This window comes from Sphingobium limneticum, assembly GCF_008710165.1.
In the GTDB taxonomy this organism is placed as follows: Bacteria; Pseudomonadota; Alphaproteobacteria; order Sphingomonadales; family Sphingomonadaceae; genus Sphingobium; species Sphingobium limneticum.
In genome coordinates this window covers 190040-215256 of sequence record NZ_VYQA01000001.1, presented here as the reverse complement: position 1 = coordinate 215256, position 25217 = coordinate 190040, and the positions used below count along the sequence as shown (strand labels likewise).

The 25217-nt window shown below is 63.6% G+C and carries 18 protein-coding genes; 6 read left to right on the top strand and 12 right to left on the bottom strand.

The features are described from left to right. Positions 1 to 117: 117 nt before the first annotated feature. Positions 118 to 1344 carry an SGNH/GDSL hydrolase family protein gene (locus F4U95_RS00800; RefSeq protein ID WP_150411833.1) on the top strand — a complete coding sequence of 409 codons (1227 nt, stop codon included), beginning with the start codon at positions 118 to 120 and terminating at the stop codon, positions 1342 to 1344. Here the strand turns inward: F4U95_RS00800 and F4U95_RS00795 are convergent. Next, entirely contained in the window at positions 1328 to 1819 is a 492-nt protein-coding gene (locus tag F4U95_RS00795; protein ID WP_120253114.1) for an Lrp/AsnC family transcriptional regulator, read from the bottom strand. The genes F4U95_RS00800 and F4U95_RS00795 overlap by 17 nt on opposite strands. Positions 1820 to 1917: 98 nt before the next feature. On the opposite strand from F4U95_RS00795, the gene putA reads away from it, so the two are divergent. Then, entirely contained in the window at positions 1918 to 5520 is a 3603-nt protein-coding gene (gene putA / locus F4U95_RS00790) for a trifunctional transcriptional regulator/proline dehydrogenase/L-glutamate gamma-semialdehyde dehydrogenase (protein WP_232016264.1), read from the top strand. 15 nt (positions 5521 to 5535) lie between these two features. Here putA and F4U95_RS00785 read toward each other — a convergent pair whose 3' ends face one another. The 6 genes from F4U95_RS00785 to F4U95_RS00760 all read right to left on the bottom strand — a co-directional run bounded on the left by F4U95_RS00785 (position 5536) and on the right by F4U95_RS00760 (position 11542). After that, on the bottom strand, positions 5536 to 5895 hold the full coding sequence (locus F4U95_RS00785) for a YciI family protein (RefSeq protein ID WP_120253112.1): 360 nt from the start codon (positions 5893 to 5895) through the stop codon (positions 5536 to 5538). A 47-nt stretch (positions 5896 to 5942) separates the two neighbouring features. Further along, positions 5943 to 6821: a 3-hydroxyisobutyrate dehydrogenase gene (gene mmsB / locus F4U95_RS00780; RefSeq protein ID WP_120253111.1), complete on the bottom strand. Its 879-nt coding sequence runs from the start codon at positions 6819 to 6821 to the stop codon at positions 5943 to 5945. A gap of 84 nt (positions 6822 to 6905) precedes the next feature. Beyond that, on the bottom strand, positions 6906 to 7685 hold the full coding sequence (locus tag F4U95_RS00775; RefSeq protein ID WP_120253110.1) for an enoyl-CoA hydratase-related protein: 780 nt from the start codon (positions 7683 to 7685) through the stop codon (positions 6906 to 6908). Beyond that, the gene (locus F4U95_RS00770; protein WP_150411815.1) at positions 7682 to 8770 is read right to left on the bottom strand and encodes an enoyl-CoA hydratase/isomerase family protein; all 1089 of its coding nucleotides are present in this window, start codon (positions 8768 to 8770) and stop codon (positions 7682 to 7684) included. The genes F4U95_RS00775 and F4U95_RS00770 overlap by 4 nt, the downstream gene beginning before the upstream one ends. Positions 8771 to 8781: 11 nt before the next feature. Beyond that, a complete protein-coding gene (locus F4U95_RS00765) occupies positions 8782 to 9924 on the bottom strand; it encodes an acyl-CoA dehydrogenase family protein (protein WP_120253109.1) in 1143 nt (380 codons plus the stop codon). 121 nt (positions 9925 to 10045) lie between these two features. Continuing rightward, on the bottom strand, positions 10046 to 11542 hold the full coding sequence (locus F4U95_RS00760) for a CoA-acylating methylmalonate-semialdehyde dehydrogenase (protein WP_120253108.1): 1497 nt from the start codon (positions 11540 to 11542) through the stop codon (positions 10046 to 10048). Between the two features lie 101 nt (positions 11543 to 11643). Here F4U95_RS00760 and F4U95_RS00755 point away from each other — a divergent pair, with 101 nt between their 5' ends. Further along, a complete protein-coding gene (locus tag F4U95_RS00755) occupies positions 11644 to 12519 on the top strand; it encodes a LysR family transcriptional regulator (protein ID WP_120253107.1) in 876 nt (291 codons plus the stop codon). A 3-nt stretch (positions 12520 to 12522) separates the two neighbouring features. Here F4U95_RS00755 and F4U95_RS00750 read toward each other — a convergent pair whose 3' ends face one another. Both F4U95_RS00750 and F4U95_RS00745 read right to left on the bottom strand, forming a co-directional pair. Then, positions 12523 to 14784, bottom strand: a complete 2262-nt coding sequence (locus F4U95_RS00750; protein ID WP_120253106.1) for a beta-glucosidase family protein — start codon at positions 14782 to 14784, stop codon at positions 12523 to 12525. A 117-nt stretch (positions 14785 to 14901) separates the two neighbouring features. Next, entirely contained in the window at positions 14902 to 17367 is a 2466-nt protein-coding gene (locus F4U95_RS00745) for a TonB-dependent receptor (protein WP_425505025.1), read from the bottom strand. A gap of 166 nt (positions 17368 to 17533) precedes the next feature. Between F4U95_RS00745 and F4U95_RS00740 the strand changes: the two genes are divergently transcribed. The 3 genes from F4U95_RS00740 to yaaA are packed head-to-tail and all read left to right on the top strand — an operon-like array spanning position 17534 to position 20590. Then, positions 17534 to 18772 (top strand): MFS transporter, encoded by a 1239-nt coding sequence (locus tag F4U95_RS00740; protein WP_120253104.1) that lies wholly within the window; start codon positions 17534 to 17536, stop codon positions 18770 to 18772. Further along, positions 18769 to 19806: a LacI family DNA-binding transcriptional regulator gene (locus tag F4U95_RS00735; protein WP_120253103.1), complete on the top strand. Its 1038-nt coding sequence runs from the start codon at positions 18769 to 18771 to the stop codon at positions 19804 to 19806. The genes F4U95_RS00740 and F4U95_RS00735 overlap by 4 nt, the downstream gene beginning before the upstream one ends. Before the next feature lie 31 nt (positions 19807 to 19837). Next, entirely contained in the window at positions 19838 to 20590 is a 753-nt protein-coding gene (gene yaaA / locus F4U95_RS00730; RefSeq protein ID WP_120253102.1) for a peroxide stress protein YaaA, read from the top strand. Between the two features lie 4 nt (positions 20591 to 20594). On the opposite strand, the gene F4U95_RS00725 is transcribed toward yaaA, so the two are convergent. The 3 genes from F4U95_RS00725 to F4U95_RS00715 form a co-directional block, all read right to left on the bottom strand. Further along, positions 20595 to 21239, bottom strand: a complete 645-nt coding sequence (locus tag F4U95_RS00725; RefSeq protein ID WP_120253101.1) for a DedA family protein — start codon at positions 21237 to 21239, stop codon at positions 20595 to 20597. A gap of 156 nt (positions 21240 to 21395) precedes the next feature. Continuing rightward, the gene (locus F4U95_RS00720) at positions 21396 to 22853 is read right to left on the bottom strand and encodes a GH1 family beta-glucosidase (RefSeq protein WP_120253100.1); all 1458 of its coding nucleotides are present in this window, start codon (positions 22851 to 22853) and stop codon (positions 21396 to 21398) included. Between the two features lie 14 nt (positions 22854 to 22867). Then, the gene (locus F4U95_RS00715; protein WP_120253099.1) at positions 22868 to 25204 is read right to left on the bottom strand and encodes a glycoside hydrolase family 31 protein; all 2337 of its coding nucleotides are present in this window, start codon (positions 25202 to 25204) and stop codon (positions 22868 to 22870) included. Positions 25205 to 25217: the final 13 nt, after the last annotated feature.

Sequence of the window (25217 nt, the reverse complement as noted above, 5' to 3'; positions counted from 1 at the left end):
GCAGGGAGCGCCTGGCGAGCGCTTCGCGAACGCTTCGACCCCAAATAGGGCGACAACGGTGTGAACTTCGGCCGTCGCTTCGGTGGCGCGCCATCATGGCAAAAAGGCAAGGCGATGATGCGTCTCTCTCTCCTCTTCACCATCCCCCTTGCACTGGGCACTATGCCGCTGCAGGCCAAGACCTGCACCCCGACCTGGGTCGCCGGTTGGGCCTCCTCGCAATTCCGTCCCACCGGTGACGCCGAACTGCCCGCCGGCACGCTGCGCGACCGGACCCTTCGCCAGATCGTTCGCCCATCCGTCTCCGGCGACCGTCTCCGCGTCCGCTTCTCCAACCTTGCCGGCACGCAGCCGCTGCGCATTGCCGGTGCCAGCATCGCCCGCGCACTGGGCAGCGCATCGCCGACTGTCGATCCCGGCACGCTCATCTCGCTCCGCTTCGATGGCGCGCCAGAAGTCGTCATCCCTGCCGGCGCCGATTATCTCTCCGACCCGGTATCGCTGCCGGCCAGGGCGCTGGACAATATCGCCATCTCGATCCGCTATGAGGGCGAACCGGAACAGACATCCCATCCCGGATCGCGCGCCACATCCTGGCATCTGCCCGGCAACCATCTGACCGCCGAAGCGATGCCCGGCGCCGCCAGTTTCGACCACTGGTTCAATCTTGCTGCGCTGGAGGTCGAACGCTGCGCGCCTGCGCACCTCATCGTGGCGCTGGGCGATTCCATCACCGACGGCAAAGGTTCCACCACCAACGGCAATGACCGCTGGACCGATATACTGGCGCAGCGGCTTCAGGCCGATCCGAAACGGCGTCCCATCGCCATCGTCAATCAGGGCATCGGCGGCAACCGCCTGCTGAACGACGGCCTGGGTCCGAACGCTCTGGCGCGGCTGGACCGAGATGTGCTGGCCCAGCCCGGCGTGAAGTATATGATCCTGCTGGAAGGCATCAACGACCTGGGCACCCTGACCCGCGACACCCCGGTGAGCGCAGAGGCGCATCAGGCCCATGTCGCCCGCATCATCGGCGCCTATCGGCAGATCATCGCTCGCGCCCATGCCAGGGGGGTCAAGGTGATCGGCGCGACCGTCATGCCCTTCGTTGGCAACGGCTATTACCATGCCGACGCACAGAATGAGGCGGACCGGCAGGCGGTGAATGCGTGGATCAGGAAGCCCGGTAACTTCGACGGTCTGATCGACTTCGACCGCGTCACCCGCGATCCCGCCCATCCCGACCGGCTGCTGCCGGCCTATGATGACGGCGATGCGCTCCACCCCTCGCCAAAGGGCTACAAGGCGATGGGGGAGGCGATTCCGCTCAGCCTTTTCGACTGACCCGCTTGTGCCCCGCCTCCAGCACCGTCTCCATCGCCACGAAGGTCGATGTGCTGGCGACATGGGGCAGGGCGCTGATCTTTTCGCCCAGCACGACCCGATATCGCCGGATATCGGACGTCCGTACTTTGAGGAGATAGTCGAAATTGCTCGCCAGCATATGGCATTCTTCGACTTCCGGAATGCGCCGCACCGCCGCATTGAATTCGCGCAGCGCCGCCTCCCTCGTGTCGGACAATTTGACCTCGGTAAAGGCGATATGATCCATCCCCAGCTTCGCGGGGTCGACGATCGCGCGAAAGCCGCGAATGACGCCAGCCTCCTGCAATCGCTTCAACCGCACCTGGCAGGGCGTCTTGGAAAGGCCAACAAAAGCAGCCAGATCGGTGACGGTCATGCGGCCATCTTCGACCAAAGCGGCTATGATCCGCCGGTCGAATTCATCCATTTCGACTGTGATGGGCTTATTCTCCATCCAATCTGCCTAACATGGGCCATTTAATAAGTCACTCCGACCATGTTGGAGCCATTCATAAGACGGAACGAAAATCTGATCTGGATTATTCTTGTCCAATGACCGACCAGCACCCCTTCGCCGACTTCGCTCCCGCTCTCCGCCAGCCCACCCCGCTGCGCGAAGCGATTACCGCCGCCTACCGCCGCGATGAGGCTGAGGCGCTCGCCCCGCTGATCGCCGCTGCGACTCTGCCGACCGAGACTAAGGCTGCGGTCGCCGACACCGCCCGCACCCTCGTCACCGCATTGCGGGCCAATCACAAGGGCACGGGCGTCGAGGGACTGGTCCAGGAATATGCGCTTTCCAGTCAGGAGGGCGTGGCGTTGATGTGTCTGGCCGAAGCGCTGCTGCGCATCCCCGACACCGCCACCCGCGACGCGCTCATCCGTGACAAGATCGCCGACGGCGACTGGGGTTCGCATCTGGGTGGCGACAAGTCGCTGTTCGTCAATGCCGCCACCTGGGGTCTGGTCGTCACCGGCAAGCTGGTCGGCAGCGTGGACGATCGGGGCCTCGGCGCTGCGCTCACCCGCCTTGTCGCCCGCGCCGGCGAGCCGGTCATCCGCCGTGGCGTGGACCTTGCCATGCGCATGATGGGCGAACAGTTCGTCACCGGAGAGACGATCAAGGAGGCGCTCAAGCGCGCAAAGGAACTGGAGGCGAAAGGGTTCGCCTACAGCTACGATATGCTGGGCGAAGCGGCGACGACGGCAGCCGACGCCAAACGCTATTATGCCGATTATGAACAGGCGATCCATGCCATCGGCAAGGCGTCGGCCGGGCGCGGCATCTATGCCGGTCCCGGCATCTCGATCAAGCTGTCAGCGCTCCATCCCCGTTACGTCCGTGCGCAGGCCGATCGCGTCATGGGCGAGTTGCTCCCCGCCGTGAAGAAACTGGCGTTGTTGTCTAAACACTATGACATCGGCCTCAACATCGATGCGGAGGAGGCCGACCGGCTCGAACTCTCGCTCGACCTGCTGGAAAGCCTGGCGACCGATCCGGACCTTGCCGGCTGGAACGGCCTGGGTTTCGTGGTGCAGGGCTATGGCAAGCGCTGCCCCTTCGTCATCGACTGGATCATCGACCTTGCCCGCCGCGCCGATCGGCGGATCATGGTGCGCCTCGTCAAGGGCGCCTATTGGGATGCGGAAATCAAGCGGGCGCAGGTCGATGGCCTGACCGACTTCCCGGTCTATACCCGCAAGGTCCATACCGATGTCGCCTATGTCGCCTGCGCGCAGAAGCTGCTCGCCGCGCCGGACGCCGTCTTCCCGCAATTTGCGACGCATAATGCGCAGACGCTCGCCACCATCTACCAGCTGGCCGGCCCGGATTTCCAGATCGGCAAATATGAATTTCAGTGCCTGCACGGCATGGGCGAGCCGCTCTACGAGCAGGTCGTCGGTGCAACGAAGCTGAACCGCCCCTGCCGCATCTATGCGCCGGTCGGCACGCATGAAACGCTGCTGGCCTATCTGGTCCGGCGTCTGCTGGAAAATGGCGCCAACAGCAGCTTCGTGAATCGCATCGCCGACCCCAATGTCTCGATTGAGGAGATGATCGCCGATCCGGTCGATGTCGTGCGCGTCATGGCTCATCCCGGCCATCGTCACGACAAGATCGCCCTGCCGGCCGATCTCTACCCAGAACGCCGCAATTCCGATGGCCTCGACCTCAGCAGCGAAACCACGCTTGCGGCGTTGGGCGATGCGTTGCAGCACAGCGCCGCGCTCGCCTGGACTGCCGCCCCGGCCAGCGGCGCGGGGGAAGCGCGCCCGGTTCTGAACCCGGCCGACCATCGCGATATCGTCGGCACCGTCTGGGAAGCCTCACCCGACGAAGCCCGCGCCGCCGCCATTCGCGCTGCCGTCTCGCTCTGGCCCAACAGCCCGGTCGCCGATCGCGCCGCTGCATTGGATCGCGCTGCCGATGCGATGCAGGCGCGCATGCCGATCCTGCTCGGCCTCATCGTCCGTGAAGCCGGCAAGTCCCTGCCCAACGCCATTGCCGAAGTGCGCGAAGCGATCGACTTCCTGCGCTATTATGCCGCGCAGGCGCGCACAACTTTCGGCCCGGCCCAGGTTGCGCTTGGCCCTGTCACCTGCATCAGCCCGTGGAACTTCCCGCTCGCTATCTTCACCGGACAGATCGCCGCCGCTCTGGTCGCCGGCAATCCCGTCCTGGCCAAACCGGCAGAGGAAACTCCGCTGATCGCTGCCGAAGCGGTCCGCCTGCTTCACGAAGCGGGCGTGCCAGCCGATGCGTTACACCTGCTGCCCGGCGACGGCCGGATAGGAGCGGCGCTGGTCGCCGCGCCCGAAACCGCTGCCGTCATGTTCACCGGATCGACCGAAGTGGCGCGCCTGATCCAGCGCCAGTTGGCCACACGCCTCTCCCCAACCGGCCGCCCGATCCCGCTGATCGCCGAAACCGGCGGCCAGAATGCCATGATCGTGGACAGCAGCGCGCTGGCCGAGCAGGTGGTGGCCGACGTCATCGCCTCCGCCTTCGACAGCGCCGGTCAGCGCTGTTCGGCGCTGCGCATCCTCTGCCTTCAGGAAGATGTGGCCGATCGCACATTGACCATGCTCAAGGGCGCACTGGCCGAATTGCGCATCGGCCGCACCGACGCGCTGAAGGTCGATATCGGCCCGGTCATTTCCGCCGAAGCGCGTGATGGCATCAACCGGCATATCGATGCCATGGCTACGCTGGGTCGCAAGGTGGAACAAAGCCTGCTGCCGGCCGACGCCGCTCATGGCACCTTCGTCCCGCCCACGATCATCGAGATCGAGTCCGTCGCCGACCTCAGCCGCGAAGTCTTCGGCCCGGTCCTTCATGTGCTGCGCTTCAAGCGGGATCGGCTGGACGCGCTGGTCGATCAGATCAATGCGACCGGCTATGGCCTGACCTTCGGCCTGCACACTCGGCTCGACGAAACCGTCGCTCGCGTGACCGCCCGCGTGAAGGTCGGCAATATCTATGTGAACCGCAATGTCATCGGCGCGATCGTGGGTGTTCAGCCCTTTGGCGGCTGCGGCTTGTCGGGCACCGGTCCGAAGGCGGGTGGGCCGCTTTATCTTGGCCGTCTGGTCGCGACGCCACCCGTTTTCGCTGCGCGTGTCAGCCATCTGCGCTCGCCGCTGCATGCCTTCGCCGACTGGCTGGACGCGCAGGGCGAAGCGGATGTCGCCGCACATGCCCGCCGCACGGGCGACGCGTCGGCTTTGGGCGTCGAACTGACGCTGCCCGGTCCGGTGGGGGAGCGCAATATCTATGCCCTGCACCCGCGTGGCCGCATCTTGTTGCGCCCCGCTACCCGCCAAGGCCTTTTCCGCCAGATGGCAGCCGTCCTTGCCACCGGCAATCATGGCGTCGTGCAGGGGATGACCATTCCGCCCGGCCTGCCCGCCGAAGTCGCCGCCTGTTTCGGTACCGACGCCACGGGTCATTATGCCGGCGCTCTGGTCGAAGGCGGCGCTGCCAAGGTTGCGGCAACGGCCCAGTGCGTGGCGGACCTGCCCGGTCCGATCGTGTCCGTGCATGCCGACGATCATGGCCATGGCTATTGCCTCGACTGGCTGCTGGAGGAGCAGTCCATATCGGTGAACACCACGGCGGCGGGCGGCAATGCCAGCCTGATGATGATCGGCTGAGGAACGCGGCTGGCCTCAGTCCAGGTCGTGAAAGGGGCGGATTTCGATCTCGCTCGGTCCCGGCATGGGGTTGGGGCATCGCTTTACCCAGGCGATCGCTTCCTCCATGTCCTTGACCTCCCAAATCCAGAAGCCGGCGACCAGCTGCAGCGGCTCCGGGAAAGGTCCGTCGATGACGCGCCGGTCGGCGCCATCGAACGCCACGCGCGCGCCGGCCGAAGACGGGGTGAGGCCGTCCGCCATGATGAGGATGCCGGCATCGCGCAATGCGTCGTTGAAACGTCCCATCGCGTCCATCATCGCATCCGTTTCGGGCGACCGCCGATAGCCTTTTTCGCTATCCTCTGTAGCCTTTACCAGCACCATCACGCGCATCGACCATCTCCCGTTTGCACCGCCAATCTGGCAAGGATGGGGACGGTTCAGCTCAACAGCTGAATCATCGACGAAAAATCACGCCCACCCTCGCCCTTGTTGGCGAGCAATTGATACAGGCTTTCCGCCTGCGCGCCCATAGGCACGCTGGCATTGACGGAGGAAGCGGCTTCCAGCGCCAGCTTGAGATCCTTGAGCATCAGGGCGACGGCAAAACCGCCCTGATAATCCGCATCGGCCGGCGTTTGTGGCCCGACGCCAGGCAGCGGACAGTAGCTGGTCATCGACCAGCTCTGCCCGGACGACACGCTGGAAATATCGTAAAAGGTCTGCGGATCGAGGCCGATCTTCTGCGCCATGGCAAAGGCTTCGCACGTTGCCACCATCGTTGCGCCGAGCAGCATATTGTTGCAGATCTTGGCCGCCTGCCCATTGCCCGCACCGCCCGCATGTATCACCGCCTTGCCCATGGCCGACAGGATCGGCTTCGCCTTCGCATAAGCATCGTCCTGCCCGCCGACCATGAAGGTCAGGGTGCCGCCATTGGCCGCAGCAATGCCACCGGAAACCGGCGCGTCGACCATGTCGAACCCCTTGGCCAGCGCAGCGGCGATGACCCGGCGGGCCGTCGCGACATCGATGGTCGAACAGTCGAGCAACAACGCGCCTGCCTTGGCCGCTCCGAACACGGCGTCGTCATACACCGCTTCGACATGCTTGCCGGCCGGTAGCATGGTGACGACGGCGTCAGCGCCGGTCACGGCATCGGCCGCGCTGGAGGCGCGGAGGGCACCTGCCGCCTCCGCCTTGGCCAGCGCATCGTCCGACAGGTCGAAGGCGCGCACCGAATAGCCATTCTTGACCAGATTGGCGGCCATGCCACCGCCCATATTGCCTAGGCCGATGAAGGCGATTGTCTCAGTCACATCCTGCTCCTTACAGCGATCTTCCCTGGGCCGTCATTTGTGCCCATTGTCTATCCATACCGGCCCATCGCGGGCCGTCCGCGCTTAGCGCCCCTTCCAGACGCCGGCGCGCTTTTCGACGAAGGCGGTCATGCCTTCCGTCCTGTCCTCGGTAGCCGTGAGGATCTGGAACAGACGCCGCTCGGTCAGTAGCCCCTGCGCCAGGCCGGTCTCGAAGGCGATATTGACCATTTCCTTGTTCACCATCGCGGCCATCGGCGGCAGCGCGGCGATCGTCGCGGCGGTCTTGAGCGCTTCGTCCAGCAGGTCCGCAGCCGGCACGATGCGGCTCACCAGCCCGGCACGCTCGGCTTCGGCCGCGTCCATCATGCGCCCGGTCAGGCACATCTCCATCGCCTTGGCCTTGCCCACCGCGCGGGTCAGGCGCTGCGATCCGCCCATGCCCGGCGCCACGCCCAGCTTGATCTCGGGCTGGCCGAATTTCGCCGTATCGCCCGCGATGATGAAGTCCGCCATCATCGCCAACTCGCAGCCACCACCCAGCGCAAAGCCCTGCACCGCCGCGATCCACGGCTTGCGGGTCGCGACCACGCCGGTCTGCCAGCCGGAAAAGAAATCCTCCAGGAAGAAGTCGGCGGCCTGCTTCTCCACCATTTCCTTAATGTCCGCGCCGGCCGCGAAGGCCTTCTCACCGCTGCCGGTCAAGACCGCACAATGCTGGGTCGGATCGGCATCATAGGCGGAGAAAGCCGCGCTCAGATCCTTCAAGACCTGGCTATTCAGCGCGTTCAACGCCTGCGGCCGGTTGAGCGTGATCAGCGTCACGGCATCGCGCTGTTCGACGATGATGGTTTCATAAGTCATGGCAGATTTTCCGTTTCAGGCAGAGGTGTCCATTCCTGTTCCGGCGCGAGCGGCGCGAAAAGGCTGTCGATCAGCGCGTCGTCCACGGCTTCCGGCGTGGCGGGTGTCCATCGCGGCGCATTATCCTTGTCAAAGATTACCGCGCGCACGCCCTCCACGAAATCGGGCCGGCGGATGATATGGCAGGCCAGGCGATATTCGTTGCGCATATTGTCGGCAAAATCGGTCAATGCGGCGCCTTCCACCAACTGGCGCAGGGCGACCTTGACCGTCTGCGGCGATTTCGTGGCAAGCACGGCCAACTGCTTTTGCGCCCATTCGGATCCATCGGCGGTCAGCGCGGCCAATATCTCCTCATAGCGGTCCGACGCGAACAACTCGTCGATCGTTGCGCGCTGCGCCGCCAGACGAGAGTCCGGTGTCATCTCGTTCGCGCGATCCAGCAGCGCCGACAGGGCAGTGGGATTGGCCAATATATCGGCCTTCAGCGCGTCCAGCTTTTCCGATCCGATATAATGGGTCGCGATACCGGTGGCCACGCAATCCGCCCCATCGATCCGCGATCCCGTCGTCGCCAGCCAGGCGCCGATACGACCGGCCAGGCGTGGCAGGAACCAGCCGCCACCCACGTCCGGGAACAGGCCGATGCCGGTTTCGGGCATGGCAAAGCTGGTCCGCTCGGTCGCGACGCGATAGCGGCAGGGCAGGGATAGGCCGACGCCGCCACCCATGACGATGCCATCGATGAAAGCAACGATCGGCTTGTCATAGACGAATAGCAGATGGTTCATGCGATATTCGACATGGAAGAAGCGTTCGGCCTCGATGCAATCGGCCTTGGCGCTGTTCGCGATCAGCGCGATGTCCCCGCCGGCGCAAAAGCCGCGCGACAATTTGGGATCGCCATCGGCTGCGGGCATATGGTCTATCATCACGGCGACCACGGCGGGATCGTCCCGCCATACCAAAAGCGCCTGATTGATCGCCTCGCACATGTCGGGCGTCAGGGCGTGGATCGCTTTGGGGCGGTTCAGCCGGATACGGCCGACGCCATTGTCGATGATGGTCAGGACTTGATCGGTCATGGCCTGCTCCTTCACGCGCGCAGCATGTCGCGGGCGACGATCATGCGCATCACTTGATTGGTGCCCTCCAGGATCGAATGGACGCGTAGATCGCGCCAGATGCGTTCGATCGGATAGTCCATCAGATAGCCATAGCCGCCATGCAGTTGCAGCGCGCGGTCCACCACCGAAGAGCCGGTGTCGGTGGCAAAGCGTTTGGCCATGGCGGCAAAGCGCGTCTTGTCCGGCGCATTGTCCGTCACCTTGACGGCTGCGGCGTAGAGCAGAGTGCGCGCCGCCTCCAATTCCGTCTGCATGTCGGCCAGCGTGAACTGCGTATTCTGGAAATCCGCGATCGACTGGCCGAACTGTTTGCGGTCCTTGGTATAGCGCACCGTTTCGTCGATGGCTCGCTGCGCACCCCCCAGCGAACATGCGCCGATGTTGAGCCGGCCACCGTCCAGCCCCATCATCGCGATGCGGAAGCCTTCCCCTTCGCTGCCGACCAGATTTTCGACCGGTACTCGGACACCGTCGAAATTGACCTGCGCGGTGGGTTGGCTGTGCCAGCCCAGCTTGCGCTCCTGCGCGCCGAAGCTGACCCCTGGCATGTCCTTCTCGATGACGAGGCAGGAAATACCCTTTGGCCCATCCTCACCGGTGCGGACCATGACGACATAGACGTCATTCTCGCCGCCGCCGGAAATAAACTGCTTCGAGCCGGTCACGACATAATGATCGCCGTCCCGCACCGCCTTGGTCTTGAGCGCGGCAGCATCCGATCCGGCACCCGCTTCGGTCAGGCAATAGCTGGCCATGCGCGTCATGGGCACGAGATCGGGCAGATATTTGTCCTTCACCGCCTGACTGCCGAACCGGTCGATCATCCATGCGCCCATATTATGGATGGAAATGAAGGCACTGGTCGACGGGCAGCCATAGGCCATGGCTTCCATGATGAGCGCGGATTCGAGCCGACCCAGACCGATGCCGCCGGCTTCTTCCGACACATAGATGCCGCCGAAGCCCAGTTCGGCCGCAGCACGGATCGTGTCGCGGGGGAAGATATGCTTTTCGTCCCACTCGGCTGCATGTGGCGTGATGGCATCGGCGGTGAAACGCTGCGCCATTTCCTGGATGGCACGCTGGTCGTCGGTCAGGTCGAATTGAGTCATATTTCGGTCCTAAAAGGCGCGCGTGCGTACCGAAGAGCTACGCTCGTGCGCCCGAGTTTAGCCGGCGACCTTCCAGAATCCACCGACATCGTGCGGGGCGCTTGGATCCCCGCAAACAGCCTTATCCCATCGTCGGGATAACGAACGCACTGTCGCCGGTGCCGCCACCGTCCGGCCAGCGCTGCGTGATGGTCTTGACCTTGGTCCAGAATTTCACGCCTTCCATGCCATGCTGGTTGGTATCGCCGAAGGCCGAGCGCTTCCAGCCGCCGAATGTGTGATAGGCGACCGGCACCGGGATCGGTACGTTGATCCCGACCATGCCGACATTGACGCGCGCGGCAAATTCGCGCGCGGCATGGCCGTTGCGCGTGAAGATGGCGACGCCATTGCCATATTGATGTTCGCTCGGCAGCTTCAGCGCTTCTTCGAAACTCTCGGCGCGCACCATCTGGAGCACCGGGCCGAAAATCTCCTCCTGATAGGTGCGCATCGTCGGCTTCACATGATCGAACAGGGTAGGGCCGACGAAGAAGCCTTCCTCATGCCCCTGAAGCGTGAAGCCACGACCGTCGACGACCAGTTCTGCGCCTTCGTCCACGCCCATCTGGATATAGTTTTCGATCTTCGCCTTGTGCGCGGCCGTGACGACCGGGCCATAATGGGCATCAGGATCGGTCGAGACGCCGACGCGCAGGGCCTCGATCGCCGGGATCAGCTTCTCGCGCAGCGCGATCGCCGTCTTCTCGCCCACCGGGGTTACGACGGGGAGCGCCATGCAGCGTTCGCCGGCCGACCCGAAGGCGGCGCCGGACAGGTCATTCACGACCTGGTCGAGATCCGCGTCCGGCATGACGATGCCGTGATTCTTCGCGCCGCCCATGGCCTGTACGCGCTTGCCGTTGTCGACGCCGCGCTTGTAGACATAATGGGCGATGTCCGACGATCCGACGAAGCTGATGGCGCCGATATCGGGGTGATCAAGAATGGCATCGACCATTTCCTTGTCGCCCTGCACGACCTGAAGAATGCCGTCGGGCAGGCCGGCTTCGCTGAACAATTCGGCCAGGCGGACAGGTACCGACGGATCGCGCTCGGATGGCTTCATGATGAAAGCGTTGCCGGTCGCGATGGCGACGCCCGACATCCAAAGCGGGATCATGCCAGGGAAGTTGAAGGGGGTGATGCCCGCGCCGATGCCGATGGGCTGACGGAAGCTATAGACGTCGATGCCCGGACCCGCCCCCTGGGTATATTCGCCCTTCAGCACATGGGGGATGCCGCAACAAAATTCGATGACCTCCAGACCGCGCTGAATGTCGCCCTTTGCGTCGGCGATAACCTTGCCATGTTCGGAGCTGAGCAGATATGCCAGCTCGTCCATATTCTTTTCGACCAGCGCCTTGAAGTTGAACATCACACGGGCGCGACGCTGCGGATTGACGGCGGCCCAGGCCGGCTGCGCCGCCTTGGCGGCCTCGACCGCGCGATCGAGCAAGGCCTTGTCACCCAGCGCGACACGCGCCTGCACTGTGCCGTTGTTGGGATCGAACACGTCGCTGTAACGCGCCGCCTTACCGTCATGGGCAAAGGCGAGCTTATGGGAAATGTCGCGCATCGGAACCTCTCGCTATGATTTGCGCCGATCATGACTTCATGCGATATTGCGCGCAATCAATAAATTTCGCAGACTATGTCTGCATTTTTGCAGGATGATGGATGTTCGACTGGGACGATCTGCGTATCTTTCTGACTGTAGCCCGGCTGAAACGCATGGCGCCTGCCGCACGATCGCTCGGTATCGACGCCACCACCATAACCCGCCGCATGGCACGGCTGGAGCAGGCGCTCGGCACCAAGCTGTTCGAGCAATCAGGCGGCGAGCGGGTTCTGACCCAGCGTGGGGCCGTCCTGCTGCGCCATGCCGAAAGTGTCGAGGGGGCGACGATCGACGCGCTGGTCGATGTGCGCGGCGAACAGCATAGCCTGAGCGGCCATGTCCGCCTGTCCGTGGCGGAAGGGTTCGGCACCTGGATATTGGCGCCCGGCCTGCGCCATTTCCATGAGGAACATCCCGGCATCCAACTGGACGTTGTAACGGCGTCCGGCTTCCTCAACCCGTCCAAGCGGGAAGCGGATATGGCGGTCATGCTGGCGCGGCCACAGAGCGGCTATCTGACCGTGCAGCGGCTCGCCGATTATGGCCTGCATCTCTACGCCTCAAGGGCCTATGTCGAACGACATGGGCGACCGCAGGCCCGGTCCGACCTTAGCGGCCACACATTGATCGGCTATGTCCCGGAATTTCTGTTCACGCCGGAACTAGACTATCTGGACGAGGTGGACACCGGACTGGAAGCGACGCTGCGTTCCAGCAGCATCGGGATTCAGCGGCGACTGGTCATCGACGGCGCGGGCATAGGCGTGTTGCCCGATTTCATGGCCGCACAGGACAGCCGGTTGACCCGCATCCTGGCCGACACTGTGGAAATCAAGCGCAGCTTCTGGCTGGTGACGCACCGCGACATGACGAAGCTGGCGCGGATGGCGGCCGTGTCCGACCTGTTGCGCCGTCAAGTGGCGTTGAAACTCTGAGGGTCAGGGTTTCAGGCTCACCGGATCGAGTTTGGCCACGCCCTTCAACGCCATGTCGTCGGCATGATGGCCGACCGCCAGTGCATAGCTGCCACCATCAAGCCGCCAGCCAGCGCCTTCCTCGAACCGGGCGATCAGGCGCGGATCGACGGTCATCGTCACGCGCCGCGTCTCGCCGGCGGACAGGCTGATCTTGTCGAAGCCGGCGAGACGCCAGGCGTTGACACCCGCGCTACCCTTCGCCTGCACATAAAGCTGCGGCACATCCGCGCCGGATCGGTTGCCGGCATTGGTGACGTCGAAGCTGACGGTCAGCGCTGTGCCGTCGTGCACTTTCAAATTTGCATAAGTGAAGCTGGTATAGCTCAGGCCATAGCCGAACGGGAACAGCGGCTTGCTGCCTTTCATCGCATACCAGCGATAGCCCACCTCAGCACCTTCGGGATAATCGACCGCGAACGGTGCAACGCCCCCGGTCATGCCGTAATTGGCGGTATCGCCGGCCTCGCGTCGGGCGTCGGCGGCACGTAGTTCGGCAAGGCCCAATGGTTCGGGGCGTGGCGCCTGATCGGCGTGCACCGGGAAGGTGATGGGCAAGCGACCCGAAGGCGCCACATCGCCAAACAGGATATTCGCCATCGCCTCGCCACCGCGCTGACCGGGATACCAGGCCTGCACCAGCACCGGCACCTTGGCGATCCAGGGCATCTCGACGGGGCCGCCGGTTTCCAGCATGACGATGGTCTTGCGGTTGGCGGTCGCGACCGCGTCGATCAGCGCGTCCTGATTGTCGGGCAGCCGCATATTTTCGGGGTCTTGCGCCTCCGTCTGCCATTGCCAGCCAAAGACGATGGCAAGGTCGGCCCGGCGCGCTGCCTCCGCCGCCGCCTTGGGATCGCTGCCGTCGATATAGGTGACGTCGGCTTGAGGCGCGAGCGCCTGGATAGCCTTGAGTGGCGAAGACGCATGCCAGGTCATCCGCGCGAAGGATGCCGCCGCGCCCTTGGTCAGCGGAATTTCGACCGGAGCCCCGCCGACCGAACGGACCTGAGACGATCCGCCGCCCGACAGCACACCGACATCGGCGTGGCCACCGATCAGGACGATCCGCCGCGCGCTCTTGGCCAGCGGCAGCAGATTGCCCTCATTCTTGAGCAGGACGATGCCTTCCTCCGCCGTCCGCTGGGCGACATCGGCATGGGCGGCATAGTCGATCTGGCGCGGGCTTTCCGGTACCGGATCATCCATCAATCCGCTGGCGATCACGCCATGCAGGATACGCGTTACCATATCGTCCAGCCGAGCCATGGGGATGCGCCCGGTCTTCACCGCGTCCTCGAACGGCTTGCCGAAATGGATGGCGTCGTCCAGTTCCTGACCCGATTCCTGATCCAGCCCGCCTAGCGCTGCCTTCTCGGTCGAATGGACCGCGCCCCAGTCGGACATGACCCACCCCTTATAACCCCAATCCTTCTTCAGGACCGTGTTGAGCAGCCAGTCATTCTCGCAGGCATAGTCGCCATTCACCTTGTTATAGGCGCACATGACGGAGGCCGGATCGCCGATTTCCGTCGCGATCTGAAAGGCCAGGAGGTCGCTCTCGCGCAACGCCGCCTTGTCGATCCGCGCATCTAGAACGGTCCGCCCGGTTTCCTGGGAATTGAGCGCGAAATGCTTGATGGTCGATACGATATGGTTGCTCTGGACACCGCGAATATGTTCGCCGGCCATCACGCCCGCCAGCAGCGGATCTTCGCCCAGATATTCGAAATTGCGTCCGTTCCACGGATCGCGGGTCAGGTTGACGCCACCTGCCAGCAGGACGTTGAAGGTTTTCGCCCGTGCCTCCGCCCCGATCATCGCGCCGCCGGCATAGGCGATGGAAGGGTTGAACGTGGCCGCAGTAGCCAGGCTGGCGGGCAGGGCGGTCGCCGTGTCGCCCTTGCGCTGCTCGATCTGGTTGGCGACGCCCAGGCTCGCGTCGCTTTCGCGCAGTGTCGGGATGCCAAGCCGTGGGATGCCCGGAATATGGCCGGCCGACGGGATCATCGCGATCGGTTGCGGCGGCTTCGCCATCGGCGGGAAATAGCCGTGGACGATCGCCAGCTTCTCTTGCGTGGTCATGGCCGCGACCAGCGCCTTGGCTCGCGCCTCCGCCGACAGCGCGCGATTGCTGCCGGCTGTCGTTGCGGCCAACTGGGCTTGCGCGGCGGGAACGCAGGCGGTGCCAAGCAGGAGGAGAGCGATCAGGGCATGGCGCGTCATGGGCGGTCTTTCATCTATATGATGCAAAAGTGGCGGCGGATGCCCTTGGGGGAGGGGAGGGCGTCCGCCGCCTGAAGGGCGACCGGCTGGGGAAGGAAAGCCGGTCGCTGGCCGTTGTCAGAAGTTCGCGCGGGCGCGCACGCCCCAGGTGCGCGGCGGCTGAAGGTTGGACAGGAAGATCGGATCGTAGCGCGGTGCGCCGAATGCGCCGGCACCGGTACGGATCTTTCCATTTTCGATATTCTGGACGAAGGCCTCGACCGAATATTTCTCATCCGGCGCGGTGAAGCGGATCGACGCGTCGGACCGGAAATAGGCTTTCTGCCGATCCCAATCGGTGCCGTTGGTGCCCCGGCTGGGCATATTGTCGGCCGGGTTGTTGGCATTGACGAACGGATTGGCGTCCCCGTTGAAGTAGCTCAGCCAGCTCTTCGTCTCATAATGGGTGGTGAAGCGCGGGGTGATACGCGCGCCGCTCGCCATCACGAAATCATGCTCATAGCTAAGCGTCGCGGAAAAGCGCGGCGCATGGGCCAGTTCATTGCCTTCAAGCTGGGCGATCGAGGACAGCTTGCCGCCATCGTAAAGCCGACCGTCGACGCTTGCCAGCTCCTCCAGCTTGGTCTTCTGGAGCGTGCCGGAAAATTGCAGCCGGTCATTGTCGGTCAGGTTGGCGACCATTTCCGCTTCCAGGCCATAGGCTTTGGCACCCTTGGCATTTTGCGTGATCATCTGGCTGCGTACGACATTGCCCTGATCGTCGCGGAAGGTGACAGCCTGGTTCACCTGATAGCCCTTGAAGTCGCTATAATAAGCGGCAAGGTTCAGCGTCACGCGGCGGTCCAGGAAGCGGGACTTCAAGCCCACTTCATAGTTGGTCAGCGTTTCCGGATCGGTCAGGCCGGCATTGTCCTGAATATTGCCCGACTTGAAGCCGGTGCTGATGCTGGCATAGCCCAGCACATCCTGCGCCAGGTCCGCATCGACACGGGCCAGATAGGTCAGCTTGTCCCATTTGCCCTTCACATCGTTGCTGGAGATGGAGAAGCCCGGCAGTAGCGTGGCCAGTTCCTCCGCCGTGGCACCCGGATAGGCGCCGAAAATGCCACCGGTGCAGCGGCCGCCGGGCAGCTTGTCGGCATCGGAACAGCCTTCGCCCGAATAAGTCACGTTGCGGCCGCCAATATCCTGCTTCTTGTCGGACGTGTAGCGCAGGCCGCCGGTCACGCGGATCGCGTCATTGACGTGCCATACCGCCTGACCGAATACGGCGCGGCTGTCGATCTGGCGATTGGCCTGGATGAAGCTGCCGGCCCAGCTGAAGGTGCCGTCGCGATAGCCGTTGCGCTGATCGATGTCGAAGCGGATGCGGTTCTTTTCGTGGCTGTAATAGGCACCCAAAATCCAGTCGATCGCCTGCTCGCCGGACGATTTCAGCTGGATTTCATGGCTCTGGAAATCATAGCGCGACGACAAAGTCCGGTTTTCGCCGAACGCGCCCAAGGGCAGATCATTGCCGCTGGCATCGACCTGTCCCGTCGGCGGCATCGCGCCTCCATCGGCGTCGGTCTGGGTCGATCCGCCGATCCGCGACCAGCCGGCGATGTAGCTCAATTGGATGCCGTCGGTCAGGTCGTAATTCATGCTGCTGCGCACGCCCACCGAATAGCGATCGGTGTCGGGCGCGGTGTCGCTCAGCGTCGACCAGCGCTTGGTTCCAGCACGCGGCGTCTGGAGCAGGCCGATGACCGGCGCGCCATTGTCCAGGAAGCCTTCGGCCGACAGGTTCCAGCTGAACTTGTCGCTCGGCTGCCAGAGCATCGACACGCGGCCGGATTGCTGGTCGGCAGCATAATATTTCTTGCCGCTGGTCACGAAGGCGGACTTGTTGATGCCGGTCACATTGGGCGCCGGCTGGAAATCGGCATAGCCGTCATGCCGGTCGGTGACGAAGGCGACGCGGAAGGCCAGCGTGTCGCTGACCGGGATGTTGATCGCGCCGCGCACGCCCAGCCGGTCGTAATTGCCGGCGGTGACTTCGACATTGCCTTCGAATTCGCCGAGCTTAGGCTTGGCGGAAATCAGGCTGAGCGCGCCGACCGTGGCATTGCGGCCGAACAATGTGCCCTGCGGACCGCGCAGCACTTCCACGCGCTCCATATCATACATCAGCACGGACGCGCCCTGCGAACGCGGCGAATAGATGCCGTCGACATAGATGGCGACTTCCGGGTCGGCCACTTCGGTATAGGCGCTGTCGTTGCCGATGCCGCGCAGCGTCAGCAGCACGGCCGACTGGTCGCCCTGCTGGTTGAACTGAAGCGAGGGGACGAAACGCGCAAGGTCGGTTACGTCCTTGACCTGTTGCCTGTCCAACTGCGCCTGACCGAAGGCGGATACGGCGATCGGGGTCGATTGCAGGGTCGTTTCGCGGCGGGTGGCGGTGACGATGATATCGCCGTCATATCTGTTTTCGGGCTGCTGGGCGGCCTGCGGCGCGGTGTTGTCCTGCGCGTAGGCGGGGGCCATCGCCAGCGTCATGGTCGCAAGCGCAGTGCTCGCGACGAGCGCAATGCTCTTCATCATCTCTCTCCCTGGACTCACATCATTGTGTGTGCCGCGTAATGACCAAAGCCTGACAACGATGTCAACATGGTTTTGACAACGATGTCGGATTCGCGCACACAGCATGCCCGCTGCTTCCCATTCCTGCCCATGTCCTGTAAGGATCGACCGAAAAGTCCACTCGATGGTTACCGCTACGTCAACCTTGGCCATTCCCGATGGCGATTACATCGCGACCCGTCTTTTCCGGCTGTCCATCGGCGTGTTTTTCATCGGCGGATTCCTGACGTCATCGGTCAGCCTTCTAGTGCCGCAACTCAAGTTGCTGCTGCATCTCGACTATCGAGAGGCGCTGCTGGTGCAATTGGCTTTCCATTCCAGCTATCTGCTGTTCGCATTGCCCATCACCTGGGCGATCGTCCGCAACGGTTATATGCGCGCTATCGTCACCGGGCTGGCGGTGATGACGCTGGGTTGCCTGGCACTGACCATGGCACAGACCGTCCTGTCCTTCGCCATGGTGATGGGCGCGCTGCTGCTCCTGTCGGCGGGGCAGACCTTTCTTCAGATCGCATCCAACACGGTGGTCGCGGTGATCGGCCCGGCGCGCGGCGCGGTTCGCCGCCTTACTTTGCTTCAGGGCTTCAACGCGCTCGGCACGGTAATGGGACCATTGATCAGCGCGCCGTTGTTGCTGAGCGAACTAGATGCCGACGCCGCGCGGGGCATCGATCCGACGCTGCCATTTGTCGGGACCGCCTTGGTCACCGCGGTCCTCAGCCTGGCCTATATGCGCTATCGCAACTTGCTGGTGCGGGGCGAAGCGCAGCCCTTCGCCGGGATAAGGCAGATGTTCCAGTTGATCCGCCTGCGCCGTTTGAAATGGGGAACGGCGGCGATCTTCTTCTATGTGGGGGCGGAGGTTGCGATCGGTGCGCTGCTGCCCACCGTCTTGATGCGTACCGATCGGCTAGGGGTGACGCCGGTGGCCGGCGGTCAACTGGTCAGCCTTTATTGGGGTGGTGCGATGGTTGGCCGCTTCATCGGCGCCTGGGTGATGACACGCATGGCTGAATATCGTCTGTTGCTGGCGGCGGCACTAGGGGCCGTGGCGTTGACGCTGGCGGCGATCATCCTACCTGGTGCGCTGGGTGCTGGCGCCCTGATCGCGGTCGGCCTGTGCAACGCGATCATGTATCCCACCATCTATGCCCTTGCGCTGCCTGCGGATGATCGGCAGGCGCCGGTCGCCTCCATGTGGCTGTGTATGGCGGTGGTCGGCGGCGCGATCATTCCCCTTGCCACCGGCGCTCTCGCCGACGGGATCGCGTTGCTGCCGGCGCTGCTCGTGCCCGCCGCCTGCTATGCTTTCATTGCCCGGTTCGCCGCCCTGTGCGCGCAGCCGCAGGAGCCCATATCATGAAGACCGTTACCATCAAGGATGTCGCGGCCCGTGCCGGTGTGTCCCCCAAGACCGTCTCGCGCGTCATCAACGGGGAAGATCATGTTCGCGCCGAAATTCGCGAGGCGGTGCAGCGGGTCGTGGCCGAATTGGACTATCGCCCCAATGCCTTCGCACGCAGCCTGTCCAGTTCGCGCTCCTATCTGCTCGGCCTTTTCATCGATGATCCCGTGTCGGGCTATGCCGCCGATGTGCAGCATGGCGCGCTGATCCGCTGTCGGGAGCGCAGCTATCATCTGGTGGTGGAGCCGGTCGACCTGAGCCGCCCCGGCTGGCAGGACCATGTCCGCGACAGCATCGCCAGCCTGCGGCTGGACGGCGCGATCATCGCCCCGCCGATTTGCGACGCGCCCGAACTGATCGACCTGTTCCGCCAGTCGGCCGTGCCCCATGTACTGATGGCCCCGTCCGTCGAGCCGGAGGATAGCGGCGCGGTGCGGATGGACGATCATGGTGCGGCGCGGGAAATGACCGACTATCTGATCTGCCTTGGCCATCGTCATATCGCTTTCGTGCAGGGGCCGGAAAATCACAGCGCCTCCATCCGGCGGGAGGAGGGATTTCGCGCGGCCATGGCGACGGCCGCCATAGCGGTGGACGAGCGTTTCGTGCTGCGTGGCGATTTCAGCTTTCGATCGGGACTGGAACTGGGCGAAGCGCTGTTGCGCGGGCCGGATCGGCCCAGTGCCATCTTTGCCTGCAATGACGATATGGCGCTCGGTCTGCTCATCACTGCGATCAAACGGGACATTCAGGTGCCCGACGATCTGTCGATCGCCGGCTTCGACGATGCCGCTTCTTCGCGTGCGGCTTGGCCGCAAATCACCACCATTCGCCAGCCCAAGGCGGAAATGGCCGCCGCAGCCGTCGATATTCTGGTCGATCCGTCCTTCCGCAGGACTATTCCGCACCCGGACGCACATCTGATGCTGCCCCATGCGTTGGTCGTGCGTGGCAGCACGGGGCGATGCGGGACGGACGCGGACAGGGTTTGACGCAGGTAGCGGCTATCGCTAGGCCGCCGCGATGATCGTCCTGCTGTCGCCCGCCAAAACACTCGATTTCGAACGCGAACTCCCGTCGATAGCGACGACGAGGCCGCATTTCGCTGACGAAGCGCGCAGCCTTGCCCATTCCGCCGCGAACCTGACGCAGAAGCGGCTGGCCGAACTCATGCACATCTCGCCGCGTCTGGCCAAATTGAACGCAGACCGGTTCCGCGACTTTCCCGAATTGCCGGAACGGCCCGCTCTCTATGCCTTCGCCGGTGACGTCTACACCGGCTTCGAAGTCGATACGCTGGACGAAGCCGGGGTCGCCTTCGCGCAGGATCATGTGCGGATATTGTCGGGCCTCTATGGCCTTCTGCGCCCGCTGGACGACATCCGGCCCTATCGGCTGGAAATGGGCACACGCTGGGCACCGCGTCAAAAAAAATTGACCGACTGGTGGGCTGACCGCATTGCCGATCATCTGCGCCGCGAATTGACGGAGGAAGGGTCCGCCACGATCCTGAACCTCGCCAGCCAGGAATATTACGCCGCGGTCGACGGTAAGCTGGCAGGCGTGCGCGTGATCGAGGTGGAGTTTCGCGAGCCGGGGCCGAACGGCCCGCGCTTCGTCAGTTTCAACGCGAAGCGCGCGCGGGGCATGATGGCCCGCTGGCTATGCGAGCATCATGTCACCGATGTGGAGGCCATGCGCGGTTTCGACAGCGACGGCTATCGCTTCGATGCTGAAGAGAGTGATACGGATCGCTGGCGCTTCACCCGCGCCTGACATTCTACTGGACGGATGATTGCTTCAGCTTTGCGCGGGGTTTGCCCGCGATGCGCAGCGCGATCCACCCCGCCAGCATGGGAATGGTAAGAAGGCCCACGGCGATAAGCACCAGATGCTCGCTCTGCAGGTCGAACTGCGCCAGCTTTCCGCCGGCGAAATAGCCAGGCAGCAAGAGGGCCGGCACCCAGAGCAGGGCCGACACGATATTGGCCGTCTGGAAATGGCGTTGCGGCATCTTCACCACCCCGGCGACGACCGGAACGGTGGAGCGAACCGGCCCCAGAAACCGCCCGATCAGCACGGACATGAAACCATAGCGTCGAAAGAACAGGCGCGCCCGCGCGAAGGCCAGCTTATGGCCTTTCAGCCAGCGATGGCGATAGATCGCAGGCCCGATCCGGCACCCTAGCGCGTAGGAGGTCCAGTCCCCCAGGATCGCGCCGACCACCGCACAGGCAAAGACCGGCGCAGGCTCGATGATGCCCGCCCCGATCAACCCGCCGATCGCGATCATCGTCGCGATCGCCGGCACGAACAGGCCGATCACCACCAGCGATTCGAAAAAAGCCAGCACGCCGATGATCGGACCACTCCAGCCGGCATAGCGGGTGACTGCGTCAAGGAGGAGGTCTGATGGGTCGGACATGCTCGATCAGTTCGATGAGAAAGGACGCAGGGTAGCGCCGTCCGATGAGCCTTTGGTTAACAAAGGGCAATGGAGAAAATCCATCTGCCGTAACTGGGCCACGGCTCGGATGCGCCCGAAGCGAGCATGTCGCTTCGGGCGCATCCATATCCCTCGTCACACCAGCTGGTTGGTCCGCACCAGTTCGCGATACCAGTCGGCGCTCAGCTTGGGCGCGCGCTTCTGCGTCTTGAAGTCGACATGATGGATGCCGAACAGCTTGGTATATCCGTCCTCCCACTCGAAATTGTCCATCAGGCTCCAGACGAAATAGCCCTTTACCGGCAATCCCTCACGCGTCGCGCGCTGAAGGTGCGTCAGATAGTTGCGCAGATACATGACGCGGTCGGTGTCATAGACCTTGCCGTCTTCGGCGACCTTGTCGTCGGCCGAGCAGCCATTTTCGGAGATGTAGAGGCCCTTGGGCTTCCACATGTCGTTGATCGCCCGCATGCCCCAATAAATCACCTCCGGCGTGACATAGAGCCAGGGGGAGGGCATGCGCGGCGCCTGACCCGGATGAGGCAATATCTTGTAGCCCGACGGCGCGGTCGGGTCGGCGCGGACGGTGTTGCCGGTATAGACATTGACCGACAGGAAATCGAGCGGCGCGCCGATCAGCTTCATGTCGCCATCCTTGACCTTGGGCGCATCCTTGCCCTGCGCGGTCAGATAGCTGTCGATATAGCGGCCTTCCATGATGGCGGTCAGGAACATGGCATTTTCTTCGCGCACGGCTTTCTTCACCGCCTCGATATGCTCGGGTGTCTCGATCGCGGGGACGTAGATATTGGGATTGTCCGCGATGCCGACCTGCGTGCCGCTCTTCGTCGCCGCCCGGATCGCCTGGACGCCCAGGCCGTGGGCCAGCACGCCATGGTGCCGGATCTGGTTCACTTCACCCATCGGTAGCTTCAGGCCCGGCGCCTTGCCACCGGTCATGTAGCTGAGGTCCGTGAAGCAGCGCAGTTCGTTGACCGTCATGAAATGCTGCACCCTGTCGCCCAGCTTGCCGGCGGTATAGCCCGCATAATCGGCAAAGGCATAAGCCGTGTCGCGGTTCTGCCAGCCGCCCGGCAGGGCTTGGGGCAGATCCCAATGGAACATCGTGACATGCGGGGTGATGCCCGCCGCCAGCAATCCGTCGACCAGCCGGTTATAATAGTCCAGCCCCTTGGCATTGGGCTTGCCCTTGCCATCGGGGAAGATGCGCGACCAGGCGAGGGAGAAGCGATAAGCCTTGACCCCCAGCGCCTTCAGCAGGGCGATGTCGTCATTATAGCGATGATAGCTGTCGCAGGCGACATCGCCCGTATCGCCATTGGCGACCTTGCCCGGCGTGTGGGAAAACACATCCCAATTGGTCTGGCCGCGCCCATCCTCCTTCACGCCGCCTTCGATCTGGTAGGCTGCGGTGGCGCAGCCCCAGAGGAAGTCGGCCGGGAACGACTGCGCACCCTGCGGCGCCGAAGCCGACCCAGCCTGCGCGCGCGCAGTGCTGCCGCCCGCCAGAGAAGCGCCCAGAGCAGCCGCGCCCAGACCCATGCCCAATTCGCGGCGATTGATACCCGTCATCGTCGATAGTCTCCTTACTGGCCTACGACCTGAACCAGGCCGCTCACAGCCTGGCCGGTGGGCAGTTTCGTCTTGCTCGTCAGCGTCTTTGCCTTGTCGTCCCAGACGAGGTCAGCCTTTATCCCGCCCTTGCGATAGGCGTTGGTGGTGCCGTCATCGTCATAAAGGGTGAAGCGCGCATCGGTGCCGGGATAGACGCGGATGCTTTCCAGCGCCTGCTTCTCCGCCGTGCTCTTCACCTGCACGCCCATCGGCACGATCGACCCGGCCTTCACGAACAAGGGAATGCGCTCGATTGGGGCGTCGACCTCGATCGTCTGGCCGCCCTCGAACTTCTGGTTGGTCCAATAATCATACCAGGCGGTGCCCGCGGGCAGGTAGACGGGCCGCTTCGTCTGACCCTGCACCGTCACCGGCGCGACCAGGAAGGCGGGACCGAACATATATTGGTCGCCGATGTTCGATACTTGGGGGTCGTTCGGGAAGTCCATGAACAGCCCGCGCATGAAAGGCGCGCCGGTGTCGTAGGTATGCCGCCCCAGCGCATAGATATAGGGCATCAGCGTATAGCGCAGGCGCAACCAGTCGGCCAGGATCGGTTCGGCCGCCTTGCCATATTCCCACAGCGCGCTGCCCGGCCGCTGGCCATGGATGCGCAGCGTCGGGGTGAAGACGCTATATTCGAACCAGCGAACGAACAATTCGGAATAGTCCGCATAATCGGGGCTGGCCGCCGTGGAGCCGGCCGGATCGACCAGGACCGGATTTTCCGCCTTCGGTCCCTTGGGCCATTGCCAGCCGCCAATGTCGCTGCCCCAATAGGCGATGCCCGAAGCCGTGAAGTTGAGGCCGGTCGGGATTTGCCGGTGCAGCGCTTCCCAGGTCGATTTGATGTCCGACGACCAGAACAGGCCGCCATTGCGCTGCGCACCCAGATAGGCCGCACGCGCCAGGATCATGTTGCGGAAACCGGGGCGGTCGCGCTCCGACCCTTCGGCCACGCCGGTCGTATGCACCAGCGGGAAGAGGTTATGATAACGGTCGCCCGACCCCTTGGAATAGAAATAGCCGTCCGGCACCAGATCCGGCTCCGTTTCGTCCAGCCAGAACCAGTCGAAACCCTGGCTCGCGATATTGTCGCGCAGTTTGCCCCAGAACCATTCCCGCGCTTCCGGATTGGTGCTGTCGATCAGCGCGCCTGCGCGATCGGAGCGGGAAGGCAGGCCATCAACCGGATTGCCGTCCTTGTCCTTCAGGAACCAGCCCTTGGTCGCGAGCATGTCGAAATAGCGCGATTCCCGTTCGAAGCGCGGCCATACGCTGATGATCGAGCGCATACCCAGCGATTTGAGCGTGTCGTTCATCCCCTTGGGATCGGGGAAATAGGTGCGGTCGATGTCGAGTTGCCCCATGCGGGTCCAGTAGAACCAGTCCAGCACCATCACGTCGAGCGGCAGGTTGCGCTGGCGATAGCCATTGGCGATGTCGAGCAGTTCCTGCTGGCTTTCATACCGCGCCTTGCTCTGGATCAGGCCGAAACCGGCCTTGGGCGGCAGCGGCGTTTCGCCGGTCAACTTGGCATAGCCGGCATAAAGTTCGTCGGTCGTCTTGCCGGCGATGACGAAGAACGAGACGCGCTCTCCCACCTGGCTTTGCCAATGGGTGCTGCTGTGCAGGCCGGGCTGGATCAGCGTGCGGGCCGGATTGTCCCAGACGATGCCATAGCCCTTGTTCGTGACCATGAAGGGGACGCAGACCGTCTCGCCGGCCGGCGCATCATAGCTGTGCGAACAATCGATCTGCTTGCCGCGCAGATCCATATAGCCTTCCTGATTCTGACCCAGGCCATAATAATGTTCGTCCGCCGGGGAATCGAAGCTGGCACCGACCTTGAAGGTCTGCTCGCCATTCACCGTCACGGGCGCCATTTCCCAACCGGTCATCTTCGTCAGCAGCGTGCCGCCGGCATCCTTGACCGACAGGCTGACCGGCGGCAGCGACGGCGCGAAATAGCGCTGCATCTGCGTCGGCGCGCCGGGCCATTGCTTGGCGCCGATCGTCAGGGTGAGGGCCGAAGAAGTGAAGACGTCCCCGCTCGCATCGGTGCTGTGGGTCCAGCCAGTCGCGTTGGGCTTGGCGTTAGGTCCTTCGCCCGGTGCGGCGGACGCCAGCACGGGATCGAGCGCGATCGTCACGCGCACGATATTGGGCGCATAGGGTTCCACCGCGACGCGGCTGCCATGCCGGTCCAGCAATGCCATTGGTTCCGCCAGCGCAGGTGCCGCCATCGCCAGGACGGACGCGCCCAGCGCGATCCCCGCCACTTTTGCCTTGAAACCCGTTGCGATCATCCCTGTAATCCCT